We start from the raw sequence: 22,407 nt of genomic DNA, 5'->3' as shown, positions 1-22,407 counted from the left end.
GTTGCAACAATGTCCACAGAGGCGTCGCCAGTAATCGTCAAGATGAAGTTCCGCAGCGGGCCGCTCGCCGTGCGGGCCGCCTTGGCGCATATCGTTTCCGAACTTCAACCGATGAACTGGTCAAAAGAAGACCTCGGCACGGTCGAAATCGTCTTGGCGGAAGCGCTCAACAACATTGTGGAGCATGCCTATACCGGCGAGGATGTCGCCGGACCGATTGCAATCGATTGCCGCGCACAGACAAGCGCTCTGCATGTACGTATCATCGACGATGGTCACCCCATGCCTGATGAGCAACCGCCCGAATTGACGGAAGCGAATCTGGACATGGATCTGCTTGACCTGCCCGAGGGCGGGTTCGGTTGGTATTTGATCCGCAAACTGGCAAACGACGTCGAATACCGGCGCGAAAACAACCAGAACGTACTCGACCTGCATCTCGCCTTGGCGGCCAGCGCCTGATCCCGGCAAACTGGCCCGCCCGTCGCGTCTGGCGAGCTTCCGTCCCGGCGGACCACGACAATCACGTTTGCGCTGACGGAAGCAAATTTCCTTAGCCCAATGGCGGACGGGGACACCTGCCCCGCAGACGACCCCAAGCAAGACACCCGCCCTTTGCGGACCTGTCGCAATGGCTTGAAGCCCCCCCCAAAAAAATCCACCGACAGCCCTGCACCAAAGCGTCCCGGCGCCTGGTTTTCGGCACCTATCTTCGGGCTGCTTTAACCATGCCACAATCGGCGACCAAACTACCTTTTTTCCTCCACAATTCCGCCCCGATAAACCGTCATAAACGGTCTTGTAGCTGCATATGGCTTCCCCCGGTGTCGCGTGTAACAGCCCCCACCCAGTACGCGACATCGGGGACTATACCCTCCCGCATTGGCTTCTCCGTTTGGCTGGTCTACGTTCCGACGAACACCGCAGCACGGAGCCTTTGATGCGCGATTTCCACTTTCCCGGCCGATCCCCTGTTCTTGCCCAGAACGGAGTATGCGCAACCTCGCACCCATTGGCAGCAGAGGCGGCCGTCGCCGTGTTGAAAGACGGAGGCAACGCAATGGATGCCGCCATCGCGGGCGCGGTTCTGCTTGGCATTTGCGAGCCTCAAATGACCGGCATCGGCGGCGATTGCTTCATTTTGTGGTCCCGCCCGGGCGAAGACGTTTGCGCCATGAACGGATCAGGCCGGGCCCCCGCTGCCGCCACCGCAGACGCCCTGCGAAATAGCGGCGCGACGGCCGTGCCGCTCAATACACCGGACGCGGTCACGATCCCCTGCGCGATTGACGCCTTCTGCACCCTTGCGGAAACCGAAGGCAAACTGGGCCTGGACCGCCTTTTGGCCCCAGCTATCCATTATGCGCAGGAAGGCGTGCCAGTCGGGCCGCGCACCGCGTTTGACTGGAAGAACGACGCCAAAACCCTGCAAGGCGCGGCCCGCGACCATTACCTGTTCGGTGACGACGCCCCCACGACCGGCCAGATTTTCCGCGCGCCGGGCCAGGCTGAAGTTCTGCGCCGAATCGCCAAAGACGGACGCGACGGCTTCTATTCCGGCGAGGTGGCAGAGGACATGCTGACCGCGCTGACAGAATTGGGCGGCGTACATACAGCCGAAGACTTCGCCGCCGCAGCCTGTACACCGGCGACGCCCGTCTCTGGTTCCTACAAGGGGACCGAACTGTTCGAGCATCCGCCCAACGGCCAAGGCGCGACAGCGATCCTGATGCTGAACATCCTGAAGCATTTCGATATCGCCAGCCTTGATCCTTTCGGCGCACAGCGCGCGCATCTGGAAGCCGAGGCCGCGAAACTTGCCTATGACGCGCGCAATCGCCTGATCGCAGACCCGGATCATACCACGCGGCTTGCCCATATGCTTGCGCCCGAAACCGCAGAAAAGCTGGCGGCACTGATCGACCCCGCCAAGGCGATGGCAGCCGCTGCGCCGCTGACCGAAGCGGTGCACAAAGACACGGTCTATATCACCGTCGTTGACCGCGACCGCATGGCTGTCTCGTTGATTTATTCGATCTATCATGGCTTTGGCTCCGGCATTGCCAGCCCGAAATTCGGCATTCTTCTGCAAAATCGCGGCGCGGGCTTCTCGTTGGAGCAGGGTCATCCGAATGAATTGGCCGGTGGCAAACGCCCCATGCACACGATCATCCCGGCAATGCTGGCCGAAAAAGGTCGTGTCACCATGCCGTTCGGCGTGATGGGCGGTGCCTATCAACCCAATGGACATGCTCGCGTTGTCAGCAACATGACGGATTTCGGCATGGACCCGCAGACCGCAATCGATGCGCCGCGCGCCTTTTCAGACGCAGGCACGATGAAAGTGGAACGCGGATATTCCGAAAACGTGCGCGCGGAACTGGAGGCGATGGGCCATTCCGTCGAAGTGCCGGACACACCGATTGGCGGCGCGCAGGCTATTCGGATACTGGAAAACGGTGTTCTGGAAGGCGCGTCCGATCCCCGTAAGGACGGCTGCGCGATCGGCTACTGACCCTTCTGGGTCAGTTCAGCTGGAAGTGCAGCGGGTAGTAGCCATCCTGAAACGGACCGAACAGGTCCGGGATATCCGGGTGGTCAACCGGCTCGCCGCTGTAATCTGCGACAAGGTTTTGTTCCGAAACGTAAGCCACGTAATAGCTTTGGTCGTTCTCGGCCAACAGATGATAATATGGTTGATCTTTTTCCGGACGACTATCTTCGGGAATGGCCTCATACCATTCCTCTGTATTCGAAAATTCCGGATCCACGTCAAAAACCACCCCTCGAAAGGGATGTTTTCGGTGACGAACAACCTGACCCAAATAATACTTTGCGCGCGTATGATACATAATTTTGCAGCCCCTATCGCCCGTTACTAGACAAAGTAACCCAACTTTGTCCATTTTTCCCTTCGATTTTTTGAGAAACAGTCTGTGAACCTCAGTAATACAGTACTGTTTGGCGACCAAGCCGAAGCCGGTGCTTACCAGTTGAGCAAACCGGGCGAAAGGTCCGATCTTCGCGCCGCCCTGAGGGCATGGAACACGTCCGCGTGAACAACAAAAGATGATTTTACCAGCCTCGAATCTGGGTTAAACTGCCAAAAAATGAAAAGGCGAGAGAGGCAGATGAGCAGAACCTTTCGCGCGCTGATTTTGATGGGCCTCGTGGCGTCTTGCGGCAGCAGTTACAATTCTGCGCCGCGTGAGTTGGACAACGCCTGTTCCATCCTCAAGCAGCGCCCACAATACGCACAGGCGTTCCGCGCGACGGAACGCAAATGGAGCGTGCCGATGCATGTGCAGATGGCAACGATCTATCAAGAGAGCAAGTTTATCTCTGACGCGCGCACGCCGTTCAAATACACGCTGGGTGTGATCCCGATGGGGCGGCAAAGCTCTGCCTTTGGGTATGCGCAGGCGCTGGACGGCACATGGGACGAGTATCGCAACGAAACCGGCAAGCGCGGTGCGCGGCGGGATCGGATCGACGATGCCTCCGATTTCATGGGCTGGTACATGAACAAAACGCGCGAGCGTAACGGCGTTTCGCTTGGCGATGCGCGCAACCAGTATCTTGCCTATCACGAAGGCCATACCGGTTACGCGCGCAAGACCTACACCAGCAAGTCGTGGCTGATGCGGGTGGCTGCCGATGTCGATAAGCGGGCGGACCGCTATCAGGTGCAGCTTGCCGGGTGCAAGGCCCGGACACGCTGACACCGGTTACTAGCGTCCCGCGCCGTAGCGGCTGGTATCAAACAGGGCGTTGCGGAAGGATCCTCCCTTTTGCAACGCGCCAAGCACGACTTCCGTGCGCAGCCCATTCCCGTCATTGATCACCCATTTGCGCAGCTCGACCGGGGCACCGGTGAAGTAGAGCTGGATATTGCCGTATTCCGGATGCTCCGGGTCTTGCGCGGTCACGATGGTCGCCGTGCCGTCAAAGGAATGGCCCGTCACCATATCGGCGCGGCCCAGGTCGACATTGCGCGCAAGGATGATCGACAGCGGCGTTTGCGCCAGCGGATAGCTTTCCGGGGGCGCGTTCGACTTGTCGTCAAGGATCACAACCGTATTGGAGCCGGCAATGACAACCGTACTATCCGGCGGGTTGTATTCGAACCGCATCTTGCCGGGGCGTTTGATAATCACCGTGCCGGTCGAGATCGTGCCATCGTCGTTGACCTGCGTGAACTCCCCCTTGGCGGTGGTCAGATTGTTGAGATAGCCGGAAAGTTCCGACAGGCTCAGCTTGTCCGCAAAGGCCGGTGCCGCCATGACAACGGCCAGCACCATAGCAATCAGTCGCATCGTGAAATCCTTTTCACCAGTCCGTTGCCCCTGACATAGGGGCCACGGCGGTGATATGCGATATCAATTCGCGGTTATCGGCGGGGAACTACTGTTCCGGGACAAGGATTTCCCGCTTGCCCACATGGTTGGCCGACGACACGACGCCCTCGTCCTCCATCTGCTCCACCAGACGTGCGGCCTTGTTATAGCCGATCGCCAGTTTCCGCTGGATGTAGGATGTCGAACACTTGCGGTCCTTGATGACGATCGCAACGGCCTGATCGTAAAGCGCGTCCTCACCATCGGTGTTGCCGCCGGTATTCAGCCCCAGCACCGCATCGATATTGTCCGCCTTCGCCTCGTCCGGGCCTTCGACGACACCGCCAACATATTCCGGCGGACCAAAGGCCTTGAGGTGATTGACGATCTCTTCGACCTCTTCGTCCGACACGAAAGGCGCGTGACAGCGGGTGATCTTCGCCCCGCCCGCCATGTAAAGCATATCGCCCATGCCCAGAAGCTGTTCGGCCCCCATTTCGCCCAGAATGGTGCGCGAGTCGATTTTCGACGTCACCTGGAAGGAAATCCGGGTCGGGAAGTTCGCCTTGATCGTACCGGTGATAACATCGACCGACGGGCGCTGCGTCGCCATGATCAGGTGGATGCCCGAGGCCCGCGCCATCTGCGCAAGACGCTGGATGCAGGCTTCGATCTCCTTGCCGGCAACCATCATAAGGTCGGCCATTTCATCGACGATCACGACGATATAGGGCAGTTTCTTCGGTTCGATCTCTTCCGTTTCGAAAATCGGATCGCCGGTTTCTTCGTCGAACCCGGTCTGCACCGTCCGCGAGAACATCTCGCCCTTGGCCAGCGCATCGGCGACGCGGGCATTGTACCCGTCGATATTCCGCACACCCATCTTGGACATCTTGCGATAGCGTTCTTCCATCTCGCCCACGGTCCATTTCAGGGCCACGACCGCTTTCTTGGGATCGGTTACAACAGGCGACAGAAGGTGTGGGATGCCGTCATAGACCGACAGTTCCAGCATCTTCGGGTCGATCATGATCAGGCGGCAGTCATCCGGCGTCAGCTTGTACAGCAGCGACAAGATCATCGTATTGATCGCCACGGACTTACCGGAGCCGGTTGTCCCCGCGATCAGCAGGTGCGGCATCTTTGCAAGGTTCGCCACGACCGGATCGCCGCCGATATCCTTGCCCAGCGCCAAGGGCAGCTTCTGGTTGCCGTCGCCAAAATCACGGCCCGACAGGATTTCCCGGAAGCTCACCATCTCGCGGTTCTCGTTGGGCAGCTCGATACCGATCACAGAGCGGCCCGGCACGGTGGAAACCCGCGCAGACAGTGCCGCCATGGAACGGGCAATGTCATCCGCCAACCCGATCACGCGAGAGGCTTTCAGGCCCGGGGCCGGTTCAAGTTCGTACATCGTCACGACGGGGCCGGGACGCACGCTGACGATGTCGCCTTTGACGCCATAATCGTCCAGCACGCTTTCCAGCATCCGCGCGTTTTCTTCCAGCGCATCGTCACTCAAATGGTGCCGTTCGATCGTGTCCGGGCTGGCCAGCAGGTTCAGTGGCGGCAGTTCGAAATCGTTATTCGCACTGTCAAAGAAGGTTGGCTGCGCCTCGGCTTGGGCGCGGGTCGACGGCACGACGGGCTTGCGCACCGGGGTCTGAACCACGCGCTGCTTGGGCTGCGCGACCGGAATGGCGGGTTGCGCAGGCTCTGTCCCTTGAAGGGGCAGCGCATCAACCTCCGGCTCTGCCTCGAATTCGGTATAGGGCGCTTCCGCGACAGGCGCGGGCGGCACCGCCGGGGCGGCCACGGGCGCTGTAGGCGCGGCAGGCGCTGCCATGGCCGGAGCGGCGGCAGCGGTCAGTGGCGGTTCGGGCGGCAGGCCCGGCGCGGCCATCAGCGGCGGCTCGGGCGGGATCTCTTGCGGGGCGGGACGCTGCTGCACAATCAGCGGCTCCGGTCCACGGCCACGGCCTTTGGTCAGCGGTGCGACGGTGGCCGACTGGATCGCAGGGTTTGCCCGCACCCGTGCGCGGATCGCATCGGCAATACGCGCTTTGACGCGGGTGTCGTCCTGCGGGTCCATCGCGCCGTCCATGTCGTCATCGTCGATCAGCGGGATATCAAGTTCCGCTTCCGACGATTGTTCCGGGCGCTTGATCAGCGACGGGATACGCGCCAGCAGACCCGGCTTTTCCGGCTCTGTCATCGCGGGGTCTTCGGGTACGAAAGCAACCTGTGCGGCGGCGGCCTCTTCAGCGGCAATGCGCGCTTCTTCGCGCCGTTCGGAGCGGCGGGCGCTTGCGGTGGCAACAGCGCCGACACCGGCACGTGCGCCCCGGCCCAGCATAGTCGCGATCATACCATAGGCCAGCACAAGGCTGACCAGCAGCCAGCGCCCGATCCGCGACAATTCTGCGCGGGAAAAGCCCAGAACGAATGCCCCGAAGACGACAATTGCAACGCCCATGAGAAAGGACATCAGCTTGACGGCGAAGGCAGAGCCAAGCGGCACGACGGTCAGGATCGCACCAATCACCATGTCGCCGAACAGCCCGCCCAGCCCAAAGCTATGCGTCTGGAGCCACATTCCGCTTGGCGGCAAGGTCGCGGCATAAATCGCGAAGGCGGCAATCCAGATCGGCGCAAAAATCAAACGGCCAATCGCGCGCTCCGTACCCTGATGCAGGGCAAAGCGCAGACCCCAGCCGCCAAAGATCAGCGCCAAAGTGACCGCGCCCCAACCGACGATGGTAAAGAGCACACCCGCGATGGATGCCCCTGTCCGGCCCAGCCAGTTCTGTGCCGGGCGGTCCGTGGATACCATCCAGTTCGGATCATCCGGCGAATAGGACCAGATCATTGCGGTGACCAACACGCACAGCACCAGCAGGCCAATCCCGATCAACTCTTTGCTGCGCTTTTCAATCGCCGCTGCAGTGTCGCTGTCCAGCAATGGTTCCCGTTGTCGTGCCTGATATGCCATCCCGCCTAACCTCTTGTTATTCATTGATACAGACAGTCACGAAGCAACGTCAGCCCCGCTTCTGTCTCGTTTTTTGGGGCCACCAAAGCGGCCCGAACATACCCCTGACCGGGGTTAAACCCATCGACGTCCTGCGCCAGATATGCGCCCGGCAGAACCCGCACGCCCGTTTCGCGCCACAGCTTGAGCGCCGCAGCCTCGCCATCTTCGACCGGCAACCACAAGAAGAACCCCGCATCGGGCGTCTTGTACCCGGGCACATTGCCCAGCACGCGATCCGCGATTTCATACTTTTCGCGATAAAGCCGGCGGTTCTCATCCACATGCGCCTCGTCCGACCAGACCGCCTGCGCCGCCGCCTGAAGCGGCAGGGGCAAGGGGGTTCCGGCATAGGATCGCAACTGCTTGGCCGCCTTGATCGTTTCCGGCCCGCCAGCCAGAAATCCTGACCGCAACCCCGGCAGGTTGGACCGCTTGGACAGCGAATGGAACACGGTGATCCGCTCCGGGTCCGCGCCTTTCGCCTCTGCGACACTCAAAATGCCCGGCGGGGGCGTGTCGCGGTAAATCTCGCTATAGCATTCATCCGCGAAAATGCGGAAATCGTACTTTTCAGCCAGATCGATCAGATCGGACCAATAGGTTTCGCTTGCAATCGCACCCTGCGGGTTGGCGGGCGAGCAGATGTAAACGGCCGTGCAGCGCGCAAGCTGGTCTTCCGGCAAAGCCGCGAAATCCGGCAGGTGCCCAGTCTGTTCCGTGGCATTCACGAATACCGGCTGCGCCCCGACCGCAATCGCGGCAATCATATAGACCTGATAGAACGGGTTCGGCATCAGGATCGTCGGCTGCTGGCCGTTCTTACGCTCGGCGCACAGCGCCATCGTCGCGTTATAAAGCCCTTCGCGCGTCCCGTTCAGCGGCATCACATGCTGATCCGCATCCAAGGTCACATCATAACGCCGCGCCACCCAGTCGCAGAACGCCTGTCGCAGCCCCGGCGTGCCCTCATTGGGTGGGTAAGAGTTGAACCCAGCCGCATTGGCCGCAATCACCTCGGTGACAAAGGCCGGGAAAGCGTGCTTGGGCTCTCCAATCGTCATATGCACGACCTCGCCGCCCGGTTCATGCACATCCAGAAGGGCGCGCAAACGCGGGAACGCATAGGCCGGAAGGTTCGCAAACCGCTCGGGAAACATGCCAGTACTGCCTCGAATGCGGGATCGTTGCGCCCCGCTTTGAGGTCAAACTAACAGAGCGTGAGTCGCCGCGTCCAGCACAACAAAGTTAACGTGGCAAATTTGTGGCTTTTCGGACAGCGCCGCCCTTTCAGGCCAGCGCCGCTTCTGCCGCGGCCCCAAGGCGCAGCAAGCGCACATCCTGCCCCGGCCCGGCCATCAATTGGATGCCGCAGCTTGGCACACCCGTGGGCAAGGTCAGTCCACACAGGCCCATCAGGTTCCCGATCCGGGTGTTGCGCAGCGCCAGCAGATTTTCTGCGATGAAGTAGTCGCTGTCGGTTTGCAACCGCGCCAATTCCGGCGGCAGGCTGGCAGCCGTCGGCACCAGAACCGCGTCGAACCCGGCTGTTGCCGCCGCATAGGCCGCGCGAATATCGGCGAGCCGCCGCCAGCGGGCAACGTAATCGGACGCGCTGACCTCTCCGCCCAGGCGGAAGCGGGTCAGCACTTCGGCGAACATCTTGTCCGGCGCGGCTTCGATCACGTCTTTCCAAAGTCCGTAGGCCTCTGCCGTGTACAGCGAACCGCCAAAGCCCATCGCCTCGGCCAGCTCCGGGACCTTGATCCGCTGGATTGTCGCGCCTGCGGCCTCCAGCCGGCGCACGGCGTCATCGAATGCGGTACCGGGCGCATCGCGCACATCCTCCAGCGCAATCGTCTCAAGCACCGCAAGACGTGCGCCGCGCAGCGACGCCCCGCCAAGATCAGGCGCGACGGTGCCTTCCATCGCAGCAAGCAGCAGCGCGGCGTCCTCCACCGTGCGGGTCAAAGGCCCAACCGTGTCAAAGCGCAGGCAAAGCGGCACGACCCCATCAAGGCTTAGCCGGTCATGCGTCGTTTTCAGACCAACCAGATCGTTCCACGCGGCGGGCAGGCGCACAGACCCGCCGGTATCCGACCCGATCGCCGCCGGGGCCAGACCAAAGGCCACCGAGGCCGCCGCCCCCGAAGACGACCCACCCGGAACCGCCCCCGCATCGTTGATATTGGGCGAAGTTTCGGTCGACGGATTATACCCCAGACCGGAAAACGCCAGTTCACTCATATGGGTCTTGCCCAGACAGACCAGCCCCATCGCCGTCGCGCTTTGCAGCACCCGCGCGTCGCGTGTTGGCACCCGGCCTTCCAACAGGAGAGAGCCCGCTTCGGTCACGATCCCTGCCGTGTCGAACAGGTCTTTCCACGAAATCGGCACGCCATCCAGCGCAGAAAGCCGCATCCCGGTGCGCGCGCGACCCCGTGCGGCATGTGCCTCGGCCAGGGCCCGGTCCGGCGTCAGGCGCGCATAAATCCGGCCACTTTGCGGATGGGCCTCGGCAGTCTCCAGATAGGCTGATGTCAGCTCCACCGGGTCCACCTGCCCTGCCGCGATCCCGCGCCCCAGCTCTGCTGCGCTCTTGCCTTGCCATTCGACCATGCCTGTCCCCTGCAATGTAACGCGGCGACGGTAACGACACGATAGCGCATGGACAATCCCAAGCTGCGGGCCAATATCTGCGACATGGATACCGATATCGTCATAACCGGCGGCGGCCTCGCCGGAACCAGCCTTGCATTGGCGCTTGCCCAGACCGGAATGACCGTGACTCTGGTTGATGCGCTCTCCGTCGACGCGCAGCGGCAGACCGATTTCGACGGCCGCTCCTATGCGATTGCCCTGTCCTCACAGCGCCTCTTGCAGACGCTCGGGATTTGGCCTGCGCTGGACGCCGACGCGCAGCCGATGCTGGATATCAAGGTCACGGATGGCCGCGCGGGCGAAGGCCCGTCGCCGTTCTTCTTGCATTTCGATCACGCCGAAATCGAAGAAGGCCCGATGGGCTACATGATCGAAGACCGGCACTTGCGCCGCGCTCTGCTGGACGCAGTTGCGACGACTTCGGGCATTACCCACCGACCATCGACGCAAGTGACCGCGCAAAACACCGCTGGACCCGGCGTTACAGTGACGCTGAGTACGGGCGATACGATCTCGGCGGCACTGCTGATCGGGGCCGACGGACGCAGCAGTGGCACCGCAGAGCGCGCTGGAATTCGCCGCATGGCATGGGGCTATGACCAAACCGCGCTGGTCTGTGCCATCGCCCATGAAAAACCGCATAACGGTGTGGCGCATCAGTTCTTCATGCCCCCCGGACCGCTGGCGATCCTGCCGCTTACAGGGAACCGCAGTTCGATCGTCTGGTCGGAAACCACGCAGAACGCGGCACGGATCAATGCGCTGTCAGACGCCGCATATCTGGAGCATCTGCGCCCCCGGTTCGGCAGTTTCCTGGGCGAGATTTCACTTGCCGGTGCGCGGTTCACCTATCCGCTGGGGCTGAGCCTCGCCAATAGTTTCATCGCCCCGCGCCTCGCACTGGTGGCCGATGCCGCGCATGGAATGCACCCGATTGCGGGGCAAGGTCTTAATGCCGGGCTGCGGGACGTGGCCGCCTTGGCCGAGGTGCTGTGCGACGCGCGCCGACGCGGCGAAGACCTTGGCGCGCCGACCGTTCTGGACCGTTATCAGCAATGGCGCCGCTTCGACACAGCCGCGCTCGCCCTGGCGACGGACAGCTTCAACCGCCTCTTCTCCAATGACAATCCCATCCTGCGTTTTGCTCGGGATATCGGGATGGGTGCGGTCCAGTCGATCCCCGCCCTGCGACGCGGCTTTATCCGCGAAGCGGCAGGGCTGACGGGCGAGCTTCCCAAGCTGCTGCGCGGTCAGCCGCTTTAACCGGGTATCTGACTGGGGAGTTTGAGGGGGCAGCCCCTCAATGCCTGCGTGGCATGAACGCGAACTATCACGCGCGCCGAATGGCGCTCCGGCAGGTCACGCATGGCTCAGGACAGGGCGCGTGCCTCGTCTTCCAGCATGATCGGGATGCCGTTACGGATGGGAAAAGCCAGCCGCGCACGGTCTGAAACAAGCTCCTGACGCTCTGCATCATAGCTCAGCGTGGCCCCGGTCAAAGGACAGACCAGCGCCTCCAACATGCGCCGGTCGAACCCGGTCTGCCGTTCCGGCGTTTCGCTCATTGAAGTACCTCGTCACTTTGTCCGCCGCGCAGGGCGAATTCGATCAATGTCACCAGCGTTTCGCGCCGGGTGCTCAGGGATGGGGCTTCCAGCAGCGCCTGTTTGTCTTCCGGTTCGAAGTCCAGCATCATCGCCAGCGAATTGACGAGCAGCTCATCCTCTGCATCTTTCAGCGTTTCCCAATCCGCCGACAGCGACCGCGCATCGAAGTAGCGGCCCAGCAATTCCAGAAACGCCTCCCGGTCAAAGCCAAGGTCCTGCTCCACCGATCCCAGATCGCGCTGGAACCCGTCCCATGACACGTTGCAACGGCGGTAGGGCGTGAAGCCGGACACCTCATCCAAAATGCGGAAGCGGCACACACCGCTTAAAGTGATCATGTAGCGCCCATCCTCGGTTTCCGAGAACTGGGTGACGCGCCCGACACAGCCGATCTTGTGCAGGGCAGCTTCGTCCTTGTCCGGCTGCGCATGGGTCTGGACCATGCCGATCAGCCGTTCGGGTGTTTTCAGACTGTCTTCCAGCATCTGTAAATAGCGCGGCTCGAACAGATGCAGCGGCAACCGCGATCGCGGAAGCAGCAATGCCCCGGGCAAAGGAAAAATCGGGATGATGTCGGGTAGGTCGCCATATGTCAGCATACTGCGCAACCTAGTCTCGTTTCACGATCAGGCAAATATCATCGAGCTCAAACGACGACGTCCGTTCAACACGACCGGGTCGTTCGGCTTGAGCGCATCAAAGACGGTGAAAAGCTGCTGTTTGGCAGCACCATCGTTCCACTCGCTGTCGCGACGATACAGCTCAAGCAGCTGGTCCACCGCCCCCTCTGCATCACCGGCCGCATGAAGCGCCTGCGCCAGATCGAAGCGCGCCTGATGATCGTCGGGCGCGGCCTCGACCGCGGCCTGCAATTCGGCCACAGGCCCGGCATTGGCTGCTTGCCGCGCAAGTTCCAGCTGCGCATGGGCCGCTTCCAGTTCCGGGCTGGTCGAGATTTCGACCGGAGCGCCGTTCAGGATCGCCTCGGCCTGATCCAGATCGTCCATCGCGATATGCGCGCGCACCATGCCACCATACGCTGCGGCGTTTTGCGGATCTTCGCCAAGGATCGCGGCAAAGGTCTGCGCCGCATCCACCGCCGCACCATCGGTCAGCATCTCTTCGGCCGCCGCGACGGCGTCAGCCAGCGTATCGCCGGGCGATTGCCCGCCAGAGGCCGCAACGACCCGGTCCACGAAGGCTTTGATTTCCGATTGCGGGACCGCGCCCTGAAAGCCGTCCACCGGCTGCCCTTGCCAGAAGGCATAGACCGTTGGGATGGATTGAATGCGCAACTGGCCGGCGATGTTCTGCGCCTCGTCCACGTTGACTTTGACCATCTGGACCGCGCCCTTGGCCGCGCGCACCGCGTCCTCAAGCATCGGGCCCAAGGTCTTGCATGGGCCGCACCACGGCGCCCAGAAATCCACGATCACGGGCACTGTCATAGACGCGTCCACGACATCCGCCATGAACGTCGCTTCGCTACCGTCCTTGATCAGGTCGGCGCCACCTGCGGTTTCGCCACCAAGATTGAGATCGACCATTTCATCCTCCGATAGCAGCATTCTCTTACCGCCCTATATGGCGACAAGCACTGCGCGTGCCAAGGGGCTGCCGTTCGCGAGGCGGTTTCGCCGCATCAAAGATCGAAGCTGGCAAAGACCGGTGCGTGATCCGACGGCTTTTCCCAGCCACGCACATCGCGCAGCACACGGCTTGAATGACCGGCATTGGCGATATCGGGCGTGGCCCAGACATGATCCAGCCGCCGACCCTTATCCGCCGCAGACCAGTCCTTTGCCCGATAGGACCACCAGGAATAAAGCTGCCCCTCGGGGATGTCCTTGCGCGTGATATCGACCCAGCCGCCCGCATCCTGTGTCTGCGCCAGTTGTTCCACCTCGACAGGCGTGTGGCTGACAACCTTCAAAAGCTGCTTGTGGCTCCAAACATCGTCCTCGCGCGGGGCGATATTGAGATCGCCCACAAGAATGGCCTTCTGGGGTCGGTCCGAATGGAACCAGTCGCGCATCTCTGTCAGGTAATCGAGTTTTTGCCCGAATTTCTCGTTCACCTCGCGGTCAGGCACGTCGCCCCCCGCCGGAACATAGAAGTTATGCACCGTCACACCGTTTTCGAGCCGCGCCGCCACGTGGCGCGCGTGCCCCAGCGATGCGAAATCCTCGGCCCCGACCTCTTCAATCGGCAGTTTCGACAGGATCGCGACGCCGTTATATCCCTTTTGCCCGCGCGCAACCATGTGCCGGTAGCCAAGCGCGGCGAACCCGTCCAGCGGGATTTTGTCGACCGGGCTTTTGCATTCCTGCAGGCACAGGACGTCGGGTGCTTCTTCGGTCATGAGCTTTTCGACCAACCCGGCCCGCAGCCGTACCGAGTTGATGTTCCACGTCGCCAATGTGAATGCCATGGGGCTCCCCTCCGTCTAACTGAACGCCCGACGGCCCTACCCGCTTTTGCCCCCATGCACCAGAGAGCGCGGCGCACCGCATAAGCCACCCGCCCCGGCGAGCAGACAAAAAAAGACCGGGCACAAGGCCCGGCCAGTTCCAACAGGGAGGTGCAGGCCATAACCCGGGCCTGCGGCGGGAACAGAAAACCTAATGAAACAAACCCCGAATACCAACCTTGATTTGTATCAATCGCAACTCGCTATGCGACCAATCTGTAACCACCGGATTCGGTCACAAGAAGGCGGGCGTTTGACGGGTCTGGTTCAATTTTTTGTCTCAACCGGTAGATGTGTGTCTCTAATGTATGTGTCGTCACACCAGCATTGTAGCCCCACACCTCGTGCAAAAGCACGTCCCGCGGCACGACGCCTTCGGTCGAACGGTACAAGAACTTGAGAATATTGGTTTCTTTTTCAGTCAGACGAATTTTCCGATCATCTTCCGTGATCAACATTTTCATCGCAGGCTTGAATGTATACGGCCCAAGCTGGAACACCGCGTCTTCGGATTGCTCGTGCTGCCGCAATTGCGCCCTGATCCGCGCCAGAAGCACCGGGAACTTGAACGGTTTGGTCACATAATCGTTCGCACCAGCGTCGAGACCCAGAATCGTGTCGGCGTCGCTGTCATGGCCGGTCAGCATCAGGATCGGGCTTTTCACGCCCTGCTTGCGCATCAACCGGCAAAGTTCGCGCCCATCCGTATCGGGCAGGCCCACGTCCAGGATGACAAGGTCATAGATCGCTTCCTTGGCGCGCTCCATCGCCTGGGTGCCGTTGCCGGCTTCGAAGACATCGAAATCTTCGGTCATGACGAGTTGCTCGCTCAGCGCCTCGCGCAGATCTTCGTCGTCATCGACCAGCAAGATTTTCTTGAGTTGCCCCATGATCGAGCCCTCCTGTTGCGTGTTGAAAGATAAGTGCGGGTGCCTCACGCAATAGGCAATATTTGCGACAATCGCCTCACAGGCTCGTGTTGTTCACGACGACATTTACGACAGAATGTTTCAATTTCCCGGCCCAATGGTTACATCGGGCAGGACTGATACCCGGATGACTCATGACTTTTGCCCCTGACTTGAACGAACGTCTTGCCCGTGCCCGCGCTGATTTGCGTATGGGTCTGCCCGTCGTTTTGGAAGGCGCGCAGCCGATGCTGGCCTTCGCCGCCGAAACGATATCGGAGCAACGCCTCGCCGGTGTTCAGGCGATGACCCCCGACGCCGTGATCGCGATTACGGATCACCGGGCGCGCGTTCTGAAAGCTGCGGCTTATGACGGCGACCTTGCCCGGATCGAATTGCCGCCCGATGCGCGCCTGCCCTGGGTCTTGGGCGTGGCTGATCCGGCGGATGATCTGAAAACACCCATGAAGGGGCCACTGATTGCCCAACGTGGCGGCGATGCGGCGGCGCACCGGGCGGCGTTGCATCTGGTCAAATCTGCGCGCCTGCTTCCGGCAGCCTTGTTGTGCCCGTCTCCCTCCATTGGCTTTGCCACCCAAAACGATCTGACTCGCCTGCCGCTCGCGCAGGTGATCCCGGCGCTTGCCGCGCCCAATGTGCTGGCCCCGGTCGTTTCCGCCCGGCTGCCGTTGTCCGTGTCTGAGGCCGGACGCTTGCATGTGTTCCGCCCCGAAGATGGCGGCGAGGAACATTACGCGGTCGAAATCGGCCGCCCCGACCGCGACAAGCCCGTTCTGGCCCGGCTGCACTCTGCCTGCTTCACGGGCGATGTTCTGGGCAGCCTCAAATGCGATTGCGGGCCGCAACTGCACGGCGCATTGGCTCAGATGGGCCAAGAAGGCGCGGGCGTGCTGCTATACCTCAACCAAGAGGGGCGCGGCATCGGGCTGGCCAACAAGATGCGTGCCTATTCGCTGCAGGATCAGGGCTTCGACACGGTCGAGGCGAACCACAGGCTGGGCTTCGAAGATGACGAACGCGATTTTCGGCTGGGCGCGGATATTCTGGCGCGGATGGGTTTTTCAAAGGTCCGGTTGCTGACCAACAACCCCGCAAAAATCGCGATGATGGAAAACTGCGGCATCTCCGTGACCGAGCGTGTCCCCCTGAAAGTGGGGCAGACGCCGCAGAATGCCGGGTATCTTGCGACCAAGATGGCGAAGTCGGGCCACCTGCTGTGATCCGCAAAGTGCATCCGGGTGATATGGTGCTGACCCCGCGCGGACTGCGCTTCCTGGGCCAGACCTATCCCTGCACGATTGGGCGCGGTGGTCTGACTGCGGACAAACGGGAAGGCGATGGCGCAACGCCGCGCGGCCTCCACCGGATTGTCGGGATGCTTTACCGTCCTGACCGGATCGCCCCGCCGACCGATTGGGCCGTACCGATTCTGCCCGGCGATCTGTGGTCCGACGATCCAGACGACGCTGACTATAACCTGATGGTGCGCGCGCCCTATGGCGCGAGCCACGAGGTCTTGCGCCGAGCCGATCCGCTTTATGATCTGGTGCTGCTGACCGATTGGAACTGGCCTTATGCCCGCAAGGGGCGCGGCTCTGCCATCTTCATCCATCAGTGGCGGCGGCCGGGCTATCCGACGGAGGGCTGCGTGGCCCTGCCACGCGAAGCCCTGCACCATATCGCGCCGCTCATCCGGTATGAGACGCGCCTGATCGTCACCTGAGCGCTGCCCAGAATCGCCGCCTGACCGATCCTCAAGCGGCGGGCACACGATCCCCGAAAATGGCAGACCCGACCCGCACATGGGTCGCGCCAAGGGCAATCGCGCGTTCGAAATCGCCGCTCATCCCCATTGAAAGGCCGGGCAACCCGTTGCGCGCCGCGATCTTGGCCAGCAGCGCGAAATGCAGCGACGGCTCTTCATCCACGGGCGGGATGCACATCAGCCCCACCACCGGCAGGCTCAGCTTGCGGCACTCCTCCACAAAGCTGTCAGCATCGGCGGGCAACACCCCGGCCTTCTGCGCCTCTTCGCCCGTATTCACCTGAATGAACAGATCGGGACAGCGCCCGGTTTCATCCGCGATTCTGGCAATGGCCCCGGCCAGCTTGGGCCGATCAACGGAATGGATCGCATGAGCCAGCTCCATCGCGGCCCGCACCTTGTTGCTTTGCAGCGGACCGATGAGATGCAGTTCCACCCCGTCATATCGGTCCATCAGCGCGGGCCACTTGCCTTGCGCCTCTTGCACGCGGTTTTCGCCGAACACGCGATGACCGGCATCCAGCACGGCCTCCACCCGCTCAATCGGCTGCACCTTGCTGACAGCGATCAGTTTGACGGTTCCGGCATCCCGGCCCGCCGCTTCTGCGGCCTGCGCGACTCGCGCTTGAATATCATGAAGTCCAGTCATGGCCCCGATATGCCATGAAGCGGGTCAAAGGACACCCGCAAAAGAAAAGGGGCGACGCCGAAGCATCGCCCCAAATCTGTCAGATGTCAGATCAACTTAGAAGTTGAAGCGAACACCCAGGTCAGCAGCTGTTGTGCCGCTGGAGTACTTCACGATACCACCGCGGAGCGACGTACCGCCACCCAGGGAGTGGTTGAAGTCGATACCGTAGGATTCTTCGTCGAAGTAATCCGCGTCAGCAACGTATGCTTCGATGTTGGTGGATGCGCCAACGTCGAAACGACCTGCCAGAACCCAGTGGTCGCCGTCTGTGCCGTTGTCAGCATATGCCAGCGTCACGTTGGCCGGGCCGATGTCGCCGCTCACAGAAGCAGTAACTTCGGTGTCGGTGTCGACGTCGGAGTCTTGCAGACCCAGAGCGAACGTCCAGCCGTTCCATGCGTATGCACCGTAGATCGCTGCGCGGTCACCGTCCAGATTGCCGTCGCCAGCAACCGAGTCAGTTTTGTCGAACGACGCGTGAACTGTGAAGTCGCCGTATGTGTAGATGACTTCAACGCCACCCAGACCTGCGGAACCACCTTCATCGGAGTCGTAAGCTGCGCCACGGAAGTTGTACGCTGTGTACTCGTAGCCCAGGCCTGTGAGACCCAGATCGATCGGGTATTGACCCGGCATGGATTCCAGAGCGCCGAAGATGTTGCCAACGCCGACTTCCAGGCCGCCAGCGCGTGCGAAGAAGCGAACGCCGTTCATGCCTGTGCTGACACGGTCACCGCGGAAGGTGCCGGACGGGGAGAAACCGTCTGCGGCAACGTCGCCGGTGTCGATCGGATCGTCGTTGTCTTGCTGCATGCGAACGCGTGCACCAAAGGTCACGCCGGCATCGGACTCAGCAGTCGCGTCGATTTGCAGACGGAAACGGCTGGTGATGGTTGTTTCGTTGGCTGCGTCTTCTTGGTAGTACAGACCGAAACGGCCGTAACCACCGAAGGTTACGTCCGCTGCTGCAACGCCGGCTGTGGCGACGAGAGCGGTCGTAGCGAAGAGAACTTTTTTCATGAGTTTTCCCTCGGTTTTCTATTCAATCCCAAACCGGGGAATCCGGTGAGGGTACGGACAAACCTTTCGCTCTTTTCCCCCCTCCTTTGCAAGCACCGTCCAATTTCTGCCATCAACATCGCCGCAGATGGTGCAGCTTTGCCACACCCGCCGAAACCGCCTCTCGCAAAGCCCATGAACATATGGCCCTTGCCGCTTATGCGCCGCTCCGTTAGGACATTGAGGAATTACGGTAATAACAAGGCAGCGGTGTCATATGCGGCGGACCTTTCTGAACTACGCGATCCTTTTGCTGTGCATCGGCACCCTTGCCGCATGTGGCGGACGCAGTGGCGGCGGTGGCGGCCTTTTTGGCGGGACGACGTCCTCTGACCCGGACCTTGCGCTACCTGAAAACCACCCGCAGCGACTCGAAACCGAGAACACGATCTGGAACATCTTCAACCGCAAGTCGACAGAGAACGTCGTTCTGGTGAATCGCTATATCTGGGCAGCCTCGCTTGAAGTGCTCGATTTCCTGCCAATTCAGACGGTCGATCCCTATACAGGTGTGATCGTCACCGGCTATGGCACCCCGCCGGGCGGTGGGCGGTCCTATCGGGCGACGGTTCTGATCGACGATCCGGCGCTGGATGCGCGCTCTCTCAATGTATCGCTGCAAACGCGCAGCGGCACGGCTGACCCGGCCACGGTACGCGCCATCGAAGACGCGATCCTGACCCGCGCGCGTCAACTCCGTGTTGCTGACAACAAGCTTTAAGTGCGCAGCACATCGCTGTAAGGAAGCGCCGGGCCGTAACGCCCGGCGTTTTTGCTTTGTGAAGGACCCCAGAGAATGACCCGCTACGCGCCAAATGAAATCGAGGCAAAATGGCAGAAGGCTTGGGATGACGCCGGCCTGTTCAAAGCCGTGCGCGATACCTCCCGCCCGAAATACTACGTGCTGGAGATGTTCCCCTACCCGTCTGGCCGCATCCATATCGGCCATGTGCGCAACTACACGATGGGCGACGTGGTCGCGCGGTTCAAAGCCGCCAACGGGTTCAATGTGCTGCACCCGATGGGGTTCGATGCCTTCGGTATGCCTGCCGAGAACGCGGCGATGGCGAGCGGCGGTCACCCCAAGGAATGGACCTACAACAATATCGACGACATGGTCGCGCAGATGAAGCCGATGGGTTTCAGCCTTGACTGGGAACGCATGTTCGCGACCTGCGACCCGGAATATTACGGCCAGCAACAGGCGCTGTTCCTCGATTTCCTCGAAGCGGGGCTGGTGTATCGCAAGAACGCCGTGGTGAACTGGGATCCGGTCGATATGACCGTGCTGGCGAATGAACAGGTGATCGACGGCAAGGGCTGGCGCTCTGGTGCGGATGTGGAACGCCGCGAGTTGACGCAATGGTTCTTCAAGATTTCCGACATGGCCGGGGAGCTGCTCGACGCGCTGGAGGGGTTGGAGAACTGGCCCGCCAAGGTGCGCCTGATGCAGGAAAACTGGATCGGCCGGTCGCGCGGTCTGCAATTTGCGTTCTCTACCGTTGATGCGCCGGACGGCCATGACCGGATCGAAGTCTATACGACCCGTCCCGACACGCTGATGGGCGCGTCCTTTGTCGGCATTTCCCCCGACCACCCGCTCGCCAAGGTGCTGGAGCGTGACAACCCCGACATTGCGGCCTTCTGCGCCGAGGCGCGCAAGGGCGGCACCACTGCCGAGGCGATCGAAAAGGCCGAGAAACTGGGCTTTGACACCGGCATCACCTGCCGCCACCCGTTCGATACCTCGCTTGAACTGCCCGTCTATATCGCCAACTTCATCCTGATGGATTACGGCACCGGCGCGATCTTTGGCTGCCCGGCCCATGACGAGCGCGATCACGAGTTCGCCAAGAAATACGGCCTGCCGATCAAAGCGGTCTTTGTCCCCGAAGGTGAATTGCCGGGCGATCCGGATGACTTCGTGCAAGACGCGGCGCTGGTCGCCCCCAAGGATGTAGAGGCCCGCTATGTGCTGGGCTTTGCCGGAGAGGAAATCCAGACCGGCACGCAGGCGATCGAAACCGCCATCGACTTCTGCGAAGCCAACGGTGTCGGTCAGGGCGTTACCAAGTACCGCCTGCGCGACTGGGGTCTGTCGCGTCAGCGCTATTGGGGGTGCCCGATCCCCGTGGTGCATTGCGACAGCTGCGGCGTGGTGCCGGAGAAAAAGGAAAACCTGCCCGTCCAGCTTCCCGACGACGTCAGCTTTGACGTGCCCGGCAACCCGCTGGACCGCCACCCCACATGGCGCGATGTGCCCTGCCCGAATTGCGGCAAACCGGCCCAGCGCGAGACTGACACAATGGACACTTTCGTGGACTCGTCCTGGTATTTCGCCCGCTTCACCGCGCCGCGTGCCGATACGCCCACGGTCATGGAAGACGCCGAATACTGGATGAATGTCGATCAATATATCGGCGGCATCGAACACGCGATTCTGCACCTGCTGTACAGCCGGTTCTTTGCGCGCGGGATGCAGATCACCGGCCACCTGCCCGAAAAGTCGAAAGAGCCGTTCAACGCGCTCTTTACGCAAGGCATGGTGACGCACGCGATCTTCCAGACGCGCGATGCCAATGGCCGCCCGGTCTATCACTACCCTGAAGATGTGGAATTGCGCGATGGCAAGGGCTTCTTGAAGGACGGCACCGAAGTCGAGATCATTCCCTCTGCCAAAATGTCGAAATCCAAGAACAACGTCGTCGACCCGATGCAGATTATCGAAAGCTACGGCGCGGACACGGCCCGCTGGTTCGTGCTGTCCGATTCCCCGCCCGAACGGGATGTGGAATGGACCGCCGCAGGCGCGGAAGCCGCGTTCAAGCATCTGGGCCGCGTGCATCGCATCGTGTCCGAAATCGCCGCCAGCGATGGCGACGGCACGGGGGATGAGGAGTTGCTGCGCGAAATGCACAAGGCGATCCACGATGTGACCATGGGGATCGAATCCTTCGGCTTCAACGCAGCCATCGCGCGGCTTTATGGCTTTACCAACACGCTTGCCAAATCCAAGGCGGGTGCAGCGGCGAAGAAGCAAGCAGCAAAGGCGCTGGCGCAACTGATGCAGCCGATGACGCCGCACCTGTCCGAAGATCTTTGGGCGGCGCTTGGCCTTGAGGGGCTGTGCGCAGCGGCAGACTGGCCCAAGGCGGATGAGGCGATGCTGGTCGATGATGTCGTCACGTTGCCCATTCAGGTCAACGGCAAACGCCGCGCGGAAATCGACGTGCCCAAGGACATGGACAAAGCAGAGGTTGAAAAACGCGCGCTGGCCCATGATGCTGTGCAGCGGGCGCTAGACGGGGCGGCGCCCAAGAAGGTGATCGTCGTCCCCGGGCGGATCGTCAATGTCGTGGCTTAACCGACGTCTTTTCCTGATTGCCCCGCTGGCGCTTGCCGCCTGCGGGTTCACACCTGTCTATGGCCCCGGCGGCACCGGGACCAAACTGCGTGACAATGTGCTTGTCGCCGCCCCCAAGGATCGGAACGGCTACCTTTTGGTGCGCCAGATCGAAGAACGGCTGGGCCGCCCGTCAAGCCCGGCCTATAACCTGTCGCTCACGCTCCAGACCGAAACGCAGGGCCTGGGCATCGACGAAGACGGCAATATCGACCGTTACAACCTGATCGGGGCGGCGGGCTATGTGCTCAGCGATGCGGCGACGGGGCGGGAAGTGTCCTCGGGCACGGTGAACAGCTTCACCGGCTATTCTGCGACCGGCTCGACCGTGGAAACGCTGGCCTCCGAACGGGACGCTTATGAACGCCTGATGGTGATCCTTGGCGATCAGATCGTCACGCGTCTGCTGTCGGCGCAATTGCCGGAATGACCCGCACTGCATTCGAAAAGGGTG

21 protein-coding genes are annotated in these 22,407 nt (G+C 61.4%); 9 read left to right on the top strand and 12 right to left on the bottom strand.

Going from position 1 to position 22,407, the window contains the following annotated elements; translation table 11 throughout:
• Positions 1–9 precede the first annotated feature (9 nt).
• Positions 10–462 (top strand): ATP-binding protein, encoded by a 453-nt coding sequence (locus E4Z66_RS06735; protein WP_168797739.1) that lies wholly within the window; start codon positions 10–12, stop codon positions 460–462.
• A 478-nt stretch (positions 463–940) separates the two neighbouring features.
• Complete coding sequence (locus E4Z66_RS06730) at positions 941–2,515, top strand: gamma-glutamyltransferase family protein (protein WP_136462241.1); 1,575 nt, start codon at positions 941–943, stop codon at positions 2,513–2,515.
• Positions 2,516–2,525: 10 nt separating this feature from the next.
• Here E4Z66_RS06730 and hspQ read toward each other — a convergent pair whose 3' ends face one another.
• Entirely contained in the window at positions 2,526–2,852 is a 327-nt protein-coding gene (gene hspQ, locus E4Z66_RS06725; RefSeq protein ID WP_136463046.1) for a heat shock protein HspQ, read from the bottom strand.
• A 279-nt stretch (positions 2,853–3,131) separates the two neighbouring features.
• Between hspQ and E4Z66_RS06720 the strand changes: the two genes are divergently transcribed.
• Positions 3,132–3,722: a transglycosylase SLT domain-containing protein gene (locus E4Z66_RS06720; protein WP_136462240.1), complete on the top strand. Its 591-nt coding sequence runs from the start codon at positions 3,132–3,134 to the stop codon at positions 3,720–3,722.
• Positions 3,723–3,731: 9 nt separating this feature from the next.
• Here E4Z66_RS06720 and E4Z66_RS06715 read toward each other — a convergent pair whose 3' ends face one another.
• The 4 genes from E4Z66_RS06715 to E4Z66_RS06700 all read right to left on the bottom strand — a co-directional run bounded on the left by E4Z66_RS06715 (position 3,732) and on the right by E4Z66_RS06700 (position 9,987).
• Positions 3,732–4,316, bottom strand: a complete 585-nt coding sequence (locus E4Z66_RS06715; protein WP_136462239.1) for a LolA family protein — start codon at positions 4,314–4,316, stop codon at positions 3,732–3,734.
• 88 nt (positions 4,317–4,404) lie between these two features.
• Positions 4,405–7,329 carry a DNA translocase FtsK gene (locus E4Z66_RS06710; RefSeq protein WP_136462238.1) on the bottom strand — a complete coding sequence of 975 codons (2,925 nt, stop codon included), beginning with the start codon at positions 7,327–7,329 and terminating at the stop codon, positions 4,405–4,407.
• Between the two features lie 20 nt (positions 7,330–7,349).
• Positions 7,350–8,528 (bottom strand): aminotransferase class I/II-fold pyridoxal phosphate-dependent enzyme, encoded by a 1,179-nt coding sequence (locus tag E4Z66_RS06705; protein WP_136462237.1) that lies wholly within the window; start codon positions 8,526–8,528, stop codon positions 7,350–7,352.
• Positions 8,529–8,658: 130 nt separating this feature from the next.
• Entirely contained in the window at positions 8,659–9,987 is a 1,329-nt protein-coding gene (locus E4Z66_RS06700; RefSeq protein WP_136462236.1) for an amidase, read from the bottom strand.
• Between the two features lie 48 nt (positions 9,988–10,035).
• On the opposite strand from E4Z66_RS06700, the gene E4Z66_RS06695 reads away from it, so the two are divergent.
• Positions 10,036–11,292 (top strand): FAD-dependent monooxygenase, encoded by a 1,257-nt coding sequence (locus E4Z66_RS06695; protein WP_136462235.1) that lies wholly within the window; start codon positions 10,036–10,038, stop codon positions 11,290–11,292.
• Positions 11,293–11,399: 107 nt separating this feature from the next.
• Here E4Z66_RS06695 and E4Z66_RS06690 read toward each other — a convergent pair whose 3' ends face one another.
• The 5 genes from E4Z66_RS06690 to E4Z66_RS06670 form a co-directional block, all read right to left on the bottom strand.
• Entirely contained in the window at positions 11,400–11,594 is a 195-nt protein-coding gene (locus E4Z66_RS06690) for a Trm112 family protein (RefSeq protein WP_136462234.1), read from the bottom strand.
• Positions 11,591–12,235, bottom strand: a complete 645-nt coding sequence (locus E4Z66_RS06685) for an LON peptidase substrate-binding domain-containing protein (RefSeq protein WP_136462233.1) — start codon at positions 12,233–12,235, stop codon at positions 11,591–11,593. Before E4Z66_RS06685 ends, E4Z66_RS06690 begins: the two co-directional genes overlap by 4 nt.
• A 27-nt stretch (positions 12,236–12,262) precedes the next feature.
• Positions 12,263–13,183, bottom strand: a complete 921-nt coding sequence (gene trxA / locus E4Z66_RS06680) for a thioredoxin (RefSeq protein ID WP_136463045.1) — start codon at positions 13,181–13,183, stop codon at positions 12,263–12,265.
• A 95-nt stretch (positions 13,184–13,278) separates the two neighbouring features.
• The gene (locus tag E4Z66_RS06675) at positions 13,279–14,067 is read right to left on the bottom strand and encodes an exodeoxyribonuclease III (RefSeq protein WP_136462232.1); all 789 of its coding nucleotides are present in this window, start codon (positions 14,065–14,067) and stop codon (positions 13,279–13,281) included.
• Between the two features lie 242 nt (positions 14,068–14,309).
• Positions 14,310–14,996: a response regulator transcription factor gene (locus E4Z66_RS06670; RefSeq protein ID WP_136462231.1), complete on the bottom strand. Its 687-nt coding sequence runs from the start codon at positions 14,994–14,996 to the stop codon at positions 14,310–14,312.
• A gap of 173 nt (positions 14,997–15,169) precedes the next feature.
• On the opposite strand from E4Z66_RS06670, the gene ribA reads away from it, so the two are divergent.
• Together ribA and E4Z66_RS06660 are read left to right on the top strand one after the other, a co-directional pair.
• Positions 15,170–16,255, top strand: coding sequence for a GTP cyclohydrolase II (gene ribA / locus E4Z66_RS06665; RefSeq protein ID WP_136462230.1), 1,086 nt, complete (start codon positions 15,170–15,172; stop codon positions 16,253–16,255).
• An 8-nt stretch (positions 16,256–16,263) separates the two neighbouring features.
• Positions 16,264–16,758: a L,D-transpeptidase family protein gene (locus E4Z66_RS06660; protein WP_136463044.1), complete on the top strand. Its 495-nt coding sequence runs from the start codon at positions 16,264–16,266 to the stop codon at positions 16,756–16,758.
• A gap of 31 nt (positions 16,759–16,789) precedes the next feature.
• On the opposite strand, the gene E4Z66_RS06655 is transcribed toward E4Z66_RS06660, so the two are convergent.
• Positions 16,790–17,449 carry a YggS family pyridoxal phosphate-dependent enzyme gene (locus E4Z66_RS06655; protein ID WP_136462229.1) on the bottom strand — a complete coding sequence of 220 codons (660 nt, stop codon included), beginning with the start codon at positions 17,447–17,449 and terminating at the stop codon, positions 16,790–16,792.
• 96 nt (positions 17,450–17,545) lie between these two features.
• Positions 17,546–18,511 carry a porin gene (locus tag E4Z66_RS06650; protein WP_136462228.1) on the bottom strand — a complete coding sequence of 322 codons (966 nt, stop codon included), beginning with the start codon at positions 18,509–18,511 and terminating at the stop codon, positions 17,546–17,548.
• Between the two features lie 256 nt (positions 18,512–18,767).
• Here E4Z66_RS06650 and E4Z66_RS06645 point away from each other — a divergent pair, with 256 nt between their 5' ends.
• From E4Z66_RS06645 to lptE, 3 genes are all read left to right on the top strand, one after another.
• Positions 18,768–19,271 carry a DUF3576 domain-containing protein gene (locus tag E4Z66_RS06645; RefSeq protein ID WP_136462227.1) on the top strand — a complete coding sequence of 168 codons (504 nt, stop codon included), beginning with the start codon at positions 18,768–18,770 and terminating at the stop codon, positions 19,269–19,271.
• A gap of 75 nt (positions 19,272–19,346) precedes the next feature.
• Complete coding sequence (gene leuS, locus E4Z66_RS06640) at positions 19,347–21,914, top strand: leucine--tRNA ligase (RefSeq protein WP_136462226.1); 2,568 nt, start codon at positions 19,347–19,349, stop codon at positions 21,912–21,914.
• Positions 21,901–22,383, top strand: a complete 483-nt coding sequence (lptE, locus tag E4Z66_RS06635) for an LPS assembly lipoprotein LptE (protein WP_136462225.1) — start codon at positions 21,901–21,903, stop codon at positions 22,381–22,383. Before leuS ends, lptE begins: the two co-directional genes overlap by 14 nt.
• The last annotated feature ends 24 nt before the right edge of the window (positions 22,384–22,407 follow it).

This window comes from Aliishimia ponticola, from assembly GCF_004803475.1.
GTDB lineage: Bacteria > Pseudomonadota > Alphaproteobacteria > Rhodobacterales > Rhodobacteraceae > Aliishimia > Aliishimia ponticola.
The sequence above is the reverse complement of the archived record's forward strand: the minus strand, read 5'-3'. Positions and strand labels throughout refer to the sequence as shown.